The sequence below is a fragment of the Streptomyces sp. NTD91 genome, from assembly GCF_059510455.1.
In genome coordinates, this window is the sequence record NZ_JCAJZW010000093.1 from 1 (window position 1) to 8,891 (window position 8,891).

Annotated in this window: 7 protein-coding genes and 3 pseudogenes; 5 read left to right on the forward strand and 5 right to left on the reverse strand. The window is 69.5% G+C overall.

What is annotated here, in order from left to right:
- Positions 1-18: 18 nt before the first annotated feature.
- Positions 19-1,428 (reverse strand): helix-turn-helix domain-containing protein, encoded by a 1,410-nt coding sequence (locus AC5WRT_RS38385; protein WP_496098821.1) that lies wholly within the window; start codon positions 1,426-1,428, stop codon positions 19-21.
- A gap of 195 nt (positions 1,429-1,623) precedes the next feature.
- Here AC5WRT_RS38385 and AC5WRT_RS38390 point away from each other — a divergent pair, with 195 nt between their 5' ends.
- The 4 genes and pseudogenes from AC5WRT_RS38390 (at position 1,624) to AC5WRT_RS38405 (ending at position 6,173) form a co-directional block, all read left to right on the forward strand.
- Positions 1,624-2,292, forward strand: coding sequence for a DUF4232 domain-containing protein (locus tag AC5WRT_RS38390; protein ID WP_496098822.1), 669 nt, complete (start codon positions 1,624-1,626; stop codon positions 2,290-2,292).
- 1,264 nt (positions 2,293-3,556) lie between these two features.
- The gene (locus AC5WRT_RS38395) at positions 3,557-5,353 is read left to right on the forward strand and encodes a carbohydrate-binding module family 20 domain-containing protein (RefSeq protein WP_496098824.1); all 1,797 of its coding nucleotides are present in this window, start codon (positions 3,557-3,559) and stop codon (positions 5,351-5,353) included.
- A gap of 255 nt (positions 5,354-5,608) precedes the next feature.
- Positions 5,609-5,949, forward strand: a pseudogene (locus tag AC5WRT_RS38400) (transposase); the annotation flags it as partial.
- A gap of 20 nt (positions 5,950-5,969) precedes the next feature.
- Positions 5,970-6,173, forward strand: a complete 204-nt coding sequence (locus tag AC5WRT_RS38405; protein WP_496098828.1) for a hypothetical protein — start codon at positions 5,970-5,972, stop codon at positions 6,171-6,173.
- Between the two features lie 116 nt (positions 6,174-6,289).
- Here the strand turns inward: AC5WRT_RS38405 and AC5WRT_RS38410 are convergent.
- Together AC5WRT_RS38410 and AC5WRT_RS38415 are read right to left on the reverse strand one after the other, a co-directional pair.
- Positions 6,290-6,643, reverse strand: a pseudogene (locus AC5WRT_RS38410) (transposase family protein); the annotation flags it as partial.
- A gap of 121 nt (positions 6,644-6,764) precedes the next feature.
- Positions 6,765-7,604 carry a patatin-like phospholipase family protein gene (locus tag AC5WRT_RS38415; RefSeq protein ID WP_496098825.1) on the reverse strand — a complete coding sequence of 280 codons (840 nt, stop codon included), beginning with the start codon at positions 7,602-7,604 and terminating at the stop codon, positions 6,765-6,767.
- A gap of 139 nt (positions 7,605-7,743) precedes the next feature.
- Here AC5WRT_RS38415 and AC5WRT_RS38420 point away from each other — a divergent pair, with 139 nt between their 5' ends.
- Positions 7,744-8,400 (forward strand): TetR/AcrR family transcriptional regulator, encoded by a 657-nt coding sequence (locus AC5WRT_RS38420; RefSeq protein ID WP_496098826.1) that lies wholly within the window; start codon positions 7,744-7,746, stop codon positions 8,398-8,400.
- A 79-nt stretch (positions 8,401-8,479) separates the two neighbouring features.
- On the opposite strand, the pseudogene AC5WRT_RS38425 reads toward AC5WRT_RS38420, so the two are convergent.
- Both AC5WRT_RS38425 and AC5WRT_RS38430 read right to left on the reverse strand, forming a co-directional pair.
- A pseudogene (locus AC5WRT_RS38425) lies at positions 8,480-8,653 on the reverse strand (transposase domain-containing protein); the annotation flags it as partial.
- Positions 8,654-8,687: 34 nt separating this feature from the next.
- The coding region (locus AC5WRT_RS38430) for an IS3 family transposase (RefSeq protein WP_496101076.1) at positions 8,688-8,891 on the reverse strand (204 nt) is incomplete at its 5' end.

The following is an 8,891-nucleotide window of genomic DNA, read 5'->3' on the forward strand; positions in this document are numbered from 1 at the left end:
ACCTACTTCTACAGGACACTAGTAGCCGGCGTTCGACGAGGTATACGGCAGCCATGCGCCGGCGCCGGCGGCGTCGTACCAGTAGGCCTTGTCGCCCTGCATGGCGGCGGTACGGAATGGCTTTCCATGGTCGTCGATCCGGGCGGTGCCCTGCTGGTCGCCGCTGCTCCAGCTCAGTTCGAGGTACCAGCCGACGTCGTGGCTGTCGGTGCTCGCGTCGATGTTGATCACCTCAGGGTCGTCGACGGACACCTTGTACGGGAAGTTCGTCGCCCGCGTGGCGATGTTGCCCTCGTGACCGGGCACCGGCTTGGCGCTCGGGGACGGTGCGTCGAGATCGAAGGCGAAGGAGGAGGGCGCCAGGTCGCCGCCGCACTGGCTGCCCATCGTGTAGGCGTTCCCCTTCGGCGCGTTGCGAGTGCTGGTGGTCACGACCCGGAGCGCGTGCAGTACGACGGGCCGGCTGCTGCTGCCCTGCACGGTGACCTGCAGCCGCAGGTGCCCGGCCGGTACAGCACCCAGCGCGGCCGCCCAGCCGTCGGCGGCCTGGCCGGCCGGCGGTGGAGGCACGCTGCCGGGCGGGCGCGGGAGGAGGAACCACTGGTCGCAGGGGCTGTCCCAGTTGTCCGTCAGGACGTTCACGTGGAAGGGCGGCGTGGTCCCGGCGGCTGCGGTGCTGTCACCCGAGGGCCCGCCGGTGTCCGCCGCCGTCCCGGCCGAGGGCCGGGCATCCGCCGACGGTGACGGTGACCCGGTGCCGGCCGGGCCGGATCTCGCTGGCGTGCCACGGTCCGGTCCGGTCGCCGTGGGAGCCGCGGCACCGGGCCGTCCGGCCGCGTGCGCCGCGGCTCCCTGCCGGTCACCGGACGCCGAGCCGAACTGCGCCGCCGCGGCGACCACGGCGGCCGAGACGGCGACGGCACTAGCGGTGACGGCGGCGACGACCGACCGTCGTCGCGGAGGCCGATGGGCGGGAGCGGCGGGTGCGGCGGCAGCGGTCACCGGCGGGAGGTCCGCGATTGCGTCGGGAGCGGCCGGCTCATCGGTGAACGCGACGGCACCAACGGCTGCCGCGGCATCAGTGGCATCAGTGGCATCGGGAACAGCCGCCGCGTCGACGGTGGCAGGGTCTGCGGCTTCGGCCGTGTCCGCCGTTCGAGCCTCGGGCGCCCCGCTGCCCCTCCGGCGAGCGGCGTCCGCCAGGATCCAGCGGCGGTGCAGTTCCACCAGGTCGTCGGGGGTGGCTCCGCACACCCGCGCGAACCGCTCCAGCGGGGCGTACTCGTTCGGCACCGTCGTGCCGTTGCAATAGCGGTGCAGCGTCGACGTACTGACGTGTAGCCGCTTGCCGAGCACGCCGTAGCTACGGCCGGACCTCTCCTTCAACGCGCGCAGTAGCTCCGCCAGTTCCAGGGACTCGTCCGCCATCGCCTCTCCTCCACCGTCCCGGAACGGCGTTCCAGGCGCTCACGTTTCCCCAGTTCAGACGGGGTGGAACCATTCCAGGGTTCCCAACTGCCAGGAAAATCTAGCGGGTGGGACGAACCGCCCCGCACGGTTCAGGTCATCGGCCGGTTCACCCGATCCGGCCCCGACCGCACCAACCAACGGGAGAAGCACCTCATGTCCGTCCAGCGCATCGTGGCCTCCGCGGCCACCCTGGCCCTCGGTTCCCTCGCCCTCGTCGCCTGCAACCCCGGCTCCGCCACAGGTTCCGCCTCCACCGGTACGGCCACCACCGCCTCGGCATCGGCGAACACGCCGGTCTCGGTCTCGCCCACCGCCGGGTCGTCGCGCGGCTCCGCCGGAACCGCGGCCGGGGGCAGCGGTTCGGCCAAGGGCGCCGGGAAGCGGAGCGGCGCGCACCATTCGGGCACCGCGTCCGGATCGGGCACCGGCGCCCGGACCGCGCTGTGCCGGGCCGGCCAGCTGACGATCACCGCCGCGCCGGCCTCGCAGCCGCTCAACCACCTGCTGATCACCGCCAAGAACACCAGTGGTGCCCCCTGCGACCTCGGCATCATCGGCCTCGTCACCTTCGACGGCCACATCCGGGCCACCACACCCGACGGCATCGGCGGCGGGCCCAACGTCCTGCGTCCCGGCCAGTCGAACTACGAAGGTGTCGCACTCGACCAGCAGGACGCCCCGGGAGCGGGCAGCGACACCTCGTACCTCACCGTCAAGCTGGACAGCGGCGACACCCTCCGCATCCCGGTGAAGGCGCACGTTCACGCCTCGCGCATCTCGGTCTGGGAGCCCACCGCGCCCGACGCCCTCTCCGCTGCGTAGGGTCTCTCGCCGAAGTGATCTCGAGCGGTGGATCACGGTCGGGTGATAGGTCGCCATGAGCTGTCCGATGCGATTGGGATCTGCTGCGTGCTCCGCTGCCTGTGTCCCTGACAGGTCGTCCGCGGCTGGACGACCGGGCCGTCCTGAATGGCATCGTGTGGAAGCTCAGCGGATGTTGCGCGCGGCGCAGGCGAGAGCGGACGCGTCCGGTGACATCGGTCGGCTCGCCTCGGTCGACTCCACCGTCGTCCACGCTCATCAGCACGTCGCCGGAGCCCGAAATGAGCGGCTCCGGCGGCCGTGGTCCGCCTGCTGGCCGTGCCGACGCAGTGGGAACATGCCCGTTCTGTCCTCGCGCACGTGGTCGGCCACAGCCCGCTGCCGGGCCCGGAGGCACGGCTGCCGACGCTGAGCTGACCCTGCGCACCTCGCAGACCGGCTCCGGCGACCTCGTGAGGCAGGACTGCACCGCGCTGGACCGACCCTGAGGCCCCGGTGGACAGGCTGACCGGCTGCGGATGGCCCGGTTCAGCGGGCGCTGCTCCACGCTGACAGGGTATGTCCGACCTTCTGGGCGCGGCCGACGAAGGTGTCGCGGTGCGCACTGGGGCCCGTCACCAGCACGGTGCGGGCTGCGGCAGCGGGTTGTGGATCGGCGCCGCGTCCTGGAAGGACAGCCCCGCCACCCGGTCCGCAGGTCACGGCCGGTGAGCGCCTTGGCCGCGACCGGGGCGGCCACGCCCTTGGTCTCCGCCTGACCAGGGGAGGTCCGGGACGTCGTTCGGCGGGTCACTCCCAGCGTGCCGGTGGCGGCGGGCCGCCGGACGGGCTGAGCCGGAGGACGTCCTCGCCGAGTGCCCAGGGCACCCGGCCTGCTGCTCGACCGCTCCCGCGCGGCGATGCCGCCACCTCGCAAAGATTTTCTGAAAGTTGCAGGAAGTATTTCCTTCAAGTTCTTGACGCCGTAACACAGGGCGAGAGATGGTCTGCTCGCGGCGGGTCCCCCGGCCCTCGGGGTGGCCGTCGTACGGTGAGGTGCCAGGCGGATCCGCGGCCGCATGGCTCCCGGGCCGTCGACTCCGCTGGGCGGGAACTCGGTGGGTCGCGCGGCCATCGCCGTCCGGGCGGTAGCGCTATCCGGCCCGGAGCTTGCCACCCACCCCGGCTTCACCCCGGCCTCCCGGTCCCATGCGCACGACAGCGTGCTCGCCTCGTGTTGCCTGGCTGTCCGTGGCCGGGCCGCCAGCACAGGAGAGACCCCGACATGAAGCGACCACTCCAACACGGCAGAACCGTCCTCACAGTGGTTGGCGCCCTGCTCGCCAGTGCCGTCCTACCGCTCACCGTCGAGACCACCGCCCATGCCGCCGGCGCACCGGACGGCGGCGACGTCATCGCCAACCTCTTCGAGTGGAACTGGCCGTCCGTGGCCAGCGAATGCACCAGCGTCCTCGGCCCGAAGGGCTACGGCGCCGTCGAGGTGGCCCCGCCCGAGGACTCCATCCGGCTCAACCAGACCAGCCACCCGTGGTGGGAGGTGTACCAGCCGGTCGGGTACGGCCTGAACAGCCGGATGGGTACCGCCGCCCAGTTCGCCGACATGGTCACCACCTGCCACAACGCCGGCGTCAAGGTGTACGCGGACGCGGTGCTCAACCACATGGCCGGCGCTGGCAACACCAGCACCGACTCCTACGGCGGCGACAGCTTCAACGCCTCGACGTACACGTACTCTCAGCCCGGCTACACCTCGGCCGACTTCCACAGCTATCCGTCGAACTGCCCCAACTCGGATCTGTCCATCACGGACTGGAACAACGCCACCCAGGTCCAGGAGTGCGACCTGTCCAACCTCGAGGACCTCTACACCGAGACCAGCCACGTCCGCACCGCCGAGGCCGGCTACCTCAACAGCCTGATCAGTCAGGGCGTGGACGGCTTCCGGATGGACGCCGCCAAGCACATAGCGGTAGCCGACATGGCGGCCATCCTGTCGCAGGTGGACAACACCACCTGGACCGGCTCCCGGCCGTACGTGTACCAGGAGGTCATCCCGGGCAGTAGCAACTCTGCGCTGCAGCCGGGCGCGTTCGAGTCCAACGGCAGCGTGATCGAGTTCACCTATGCCCGCGACCTGAAGAGCCAGTTCACCGGCAACATCACCAACCTCAAGAACTTCGGTCAGAGTTGGGGCCTCGAGCCGGCGTCGGCTTCGACCTCGATGGTGACCAACCACGACACCGAGCGAGACGGCAGCACGCTCAACTACAAGTCCGGCGCCCCCTACGTCCTGGCCAACCTGTTCGAACTGGCCTGGGGCTACGACGTGCCGCAGGTGTACGCCAGCTTCACCTGGATCAACAGCGACGACTCCCCGCCGTCCGACTCCAACGGGTACGTCACCGGCACGGACTGCTCGAACGGCTGGTTCTGTACCGACCGCAACCAGGGCATCGCCAACATGGTCGGCTGGCACAATGCCGTGGCGGGCCAGCCGGTCAGCAACTGGTACGATGACGGTTCGAACTTCATAGCCTTCAGCCGGGGCAACCGCGGCTGGATCGCGATCAACAACGAGTCCAGCGCCAAGGCCGTGACCGTCGAGACCGGCCTGCCCGCGGGCACGTACTGCGACATCATCCACGGCGACCTGACAGTCTCGACAGGCGCCTGCTCCGGCTCGACCGTCACGGTGGGCACCAACGGCACGGCGACCGTCACCGTCCCGGCCGATGACGCTGTGGCGCTGTACAGCCCGACCGCCGCTGCCGGCACGGTGGGCGAGACGTTCAACGTCAACGAGACGACCACCTGGGGCCAGAACGTCTACCTGGTCGGCTCGATTCCCGCCCTGGGCGGCTGGAACACCTCCCAGGCCGTCCCGCTGTCCTCGGCCAACTACCCGACCTGGAAGGGCACGCTCACCCTGCCAGCGAACACCTACATCGAGTACAAGTACATCATCAAGAACTCCGACGGCTCGATCACCTGGGAGCCGGGCAGCAACCACTCCTTCACCACGGGAAGTTCGGGCAGTGGGACGCTGAACGACACCTGGTAGCCACCCGCCACTGACGAACCACCGGGGGTCCGGGGCCCATCTGTCCGGTGGTGTGGGAGGAGGGCCGGATCGGCCTGCCCTCCTCCCCGACCGCCGCCGCCTGCGGGTGTCGGGAAACAGGAGGACCACAGGCCGGAAGGGGCCGGACCCGACTGCGGTTGTCGGCCGTCTCCGGCGTGCCCCGGTCAACGGTGAACGGGCACCTTGAATCGCTCCGGGTCTGATGGAGGCTCGATTCCCTGAGAGGATCGAGTCATGGCACGTCCGTCTCCCTACCCTGCTGAGCTTCGTGAGCGTGCGGTGCGCATGGTCGCGGAGATCCGTCCGAACTATCCGACCGAGTGGGCCGCGATGAAGGCCGTTGCGGCGAAGCTCGGGATCGGTGCTGCGGAGACGGTGCGGACGTGGGTCCGCAAGGCCGAGGTGGATGCTGGTCAGCGGCCCGGCACGACGTCGGAGGAGGCTGCGGAGATCAAGCGACTGCGGGCCGAGAACGCCGAGCTGAGGCGGGCGAACGAGATCTTGAAGGCAGCGTCGGCTTTCTTCGCGGCCGAGCTCAACCGGCCGTCGAAACGCTCGTAGCGTTCATCGACGAGTTCACCCTGGACCAGTTCGTATGGCGACGGGTGACCAGCTGGTGGATGATGCTGCATCGCTGGAGGTGGAAGGACGTCCGCCGACCCTCACCGACCGCAACGGCCGGTGGCACAAGCTCTCGGCGGACGGGATCGACCTGTTCCCCATGGTCTCGATCGCGGTCACCCGCTACCGATACCGGGGCAACACGATCCCCAACCCCTGGACACTCAACCACGCTTGAACGGCAGAGAACCGTGGAGAGCCCGGTGCGGTGAGAGCCGCACGCCGGGTTCGGCGAGCGGCACGGAGAAACGGACCGGTGGCAACACCGGCACCGCGCTCCGTGCCGACTCAACAGAAGGGTCGGTCGGCGGCGATCCGGTCGATCGGTAGCAGCGTCCCGTCCAGGATCAGGTATTCCTTCATCGACGCGGCCCGGACGGCTTCGGCGAGCGTAGGTGCGAGGGCGGCCAGGAGCGCGACGGCCTCGGTGACGTAGCGGTAGACGGTGGTGATGCCGATATCGAAACCGGCTGCGAGCTGGGCATAGGTATGTCCGTTGCGGAGGTGGACGAGAATGAGCGGGGCCTGGCGGCCTGCACTCAGACGCCGCCATCGGGTGCCCAGAGCGCGGCGGTGCACTCGCAGGCGGGCGGACAGGAAGCGAAGGGCGGAGCCGGATACATCGACACCCGACGGATAAACGAACACGCGCAGCCTCCGGTAGAGATGGTTCTCTGGTCGAAAGCCCACCTGCCAAGTGCTTCACCGTCTCGTGCGACAAGACGGCGTCAACTTCCCGCGGGCAAGGCTATGTGCGCTTTGACACGCCTCACCCCTGCCAGACGTCGGCCACTGCAGGGGCCAACGCACTGGCCTGGGCGTGGCCCGCGCGGGCGGCAGCCGGCCGGCGTGTGTTGTCCGCCATGTTGCGGCCCATCATGCGGCGCGCGGCGCGGTCCGGGGACAGCAGCATGACGCGTGCCCCGTCGTCGGACAGTTCCGCAGCCTGCTGCGTGGCGCTCGGATGCGGCCCGACCGCCCGGGGGACTGGCGTGACCGCCAATACCCGGCGGTACCCGCGTGCGAGCTGGAGGTTGGCGGTCGAACGGCTGCCGCCGTCCATCCAGCGCCGGCCGGCTACGGTGACCGGCGGCCATACGACGGGTACGGCGCAGCTCGCCGCGACGGCTTCGAGGAGTGTCACTCCAGAGTGCGAGTCGAACATCTCGGTCTGTCCGCTCTGTGCGTCGACCGCGGCGATCCGCAGCTCCCGCTCGGGCCAGTCGCGTACGTCGCCCAGGAGCGCGCCGACCGTGTCGAAGACGTCCGACTCCGGGCCGGTCCGGGCGTGCAACGCTGCTTGGGCGAGGCGTTCGATGGATCGCTGGGGATCGCGGGAACCGAGCGCCGCCCAAAGGAAGCGCGCCGTCTGGCGCGCTGTCACCGGCAGACGGACCGCGTCTGCTCCGGAGAGCTGACGCTCGTAGAGATCCGAGGCCGGGACGCCGGACCGGAGCCGGGTTCCGAAGACGGCACCGGCGGAAGTGCCGATCACGACGTCGGCGCTGCCGAGATTGATCCCGGCCTCGGCCAGCCCAGCGAGCACCCCCGTCAACCAGGCTCCGCCCACTGGTCCGCCGCCGCCGAGCACGAGTGCGGTGCCGGGCATGCTTTCCCCTCCCCCGTGAACGACCGCGGACATCCCGCCTGCGGGAAGTAAAACGGGGAACTGTCCCCACTTACTTGTCCGACGATAGCATCCGTACCGGGGACTGCTCCCCGGTACGGCGTAAGAAGAGGGAGGCACGATGGGCGACCGCTCGCCGGTAGGGCGCCGCGATGCGCTGCGCAACCGGAAACTACTGACGGACAAGGCCCGCGAGGTCTTCGCCGAACAGGGCCTGGACGCCCCACTCGATGAAATTGCCCAGCGGGCGGGCGTGGGCAACGCCACCCTCTACCGCCACTTCCCGACCCGTGCCGCGCTCGTCGACGAGGTCTTCCGGGATGCGTTCGCGGAGACCACCGCGGCCGGCGAACGGGCACGAACAGCCGAGGACGCATGGACGGGACTGACGCAGTACCTACGAACAGTGTTCGCGGGCCTGGCCGCAGACCGCGGCACCAACGACCTCATGACCACGAATCTGGAAGGTGTCACCGCCCTCACGGCGATCCACGCCCACAACCGCGCAACCATCGACGAGCTACTCCGGCGCGGTCAGGAACAGGGCGCCATCCGCCCGGACATCACCACCGAGGACCTGCTTTTCACCCTGGCAGCACTGGGCAGGGCTGTTCCCGCGCTCACCACGGTCACCCCGGATGCCTGGCTCCGCCCACTTGCCCTGCTCCTCGCCGGACTTCGCACCAACCCGGCCGCGCCCCGTCTGCCCGCGCCAGCCCTCACTTCCGACCAGCTTGGCAAGGTGCTGCTCAAGCTGGGCCCGCACAGGCGGCGTTGAGAGGCTCCTGACTCACACGGCTGCCCTGGTAGACCAACCCTTCACCAGGAACTTCTCCGCCTCAGCATCACGATCAGGTTGGAAAAGGCTCAATGTCCAGCACGAACCCATCGATGGCCATCAGCCGCCACCGGCCCAGCCAGGCTCCTTGCGTGCCGCGCTGAGCGCACGGCAGAGCCACCCGCTCGAACAAGACCCGCAAAGGCTCGGGTCCCAAACGCCGACGCGCCTGGGAAATCGCACTTGTCGTGGGGTGAAGTTTCCCCGTGATCTCGGACACGTGATCGTTATGCCGCGAGGGCGTGCTGGTGCCGCTGTCTGGTCTCGGTTGGGGTGAGATAGCCGAAGGTCTTGTGCTTGCGCAGTCGGCGGCGGTTGTAGAAGGTCTCGATGAAGGAGAAGACCTCGGCGCGGGCGGTGGCCCGGTCGGGCCAGGTACGGGTGCCGATCTCCTCCTTGAGCAGGGCCCAGAAGCTCTCCGCCGCGGCGTT

Excerpts from the sequence above, each read along its gene's own strand:
- AC5WRT_RS38390 (WP_496098822.1), top strand. The coding sequence starts at position 1,624 with ATGTCCGTCCAGCGCATCGTGGCCTCCGCGGCCACCCTGGCCCTCGGT.
- AC5WRT_RS38420 (WP_496098826.1), top strand. The coding sequence starts at position 7,744 with ATGGGCGACCGCTCGCCGGTAGGGCGCCGCGATGCGCTGCGCAACCGG.
- AC5WRT_RS38395 (WP_496098824.1), top strand. The coding sequence starts at position 3,557 with ATGAAGCGACCACTCCAACACGGCAGAACCGTCCTCACAGTGGTTGGC.
- AC5WRT_RS38415 (WP_496098825.1), bottom strand. The coding sequence starts at position 7,604 with ATGCCCGGCACCGCACTCGTGCTCGGCGGCGGCGGACCAGTGGGCGGA.
- AC5WRT_RS38385 (WP_496098821.1), bottom strand. The coding sequence starts at position 1,428 with ATGGCGGACGAGTCCCTGGAACTGGCGGAGCTACTGCGCGCGTTGAAG.
- AC5WRT_RS38405 (WP_496098828.1), top strand. The coding sequence starts at position 5,970 with ATGGCGACGGGTGACCAGCTGGTGGATGATGCTGCATCGCTGGAGGTG.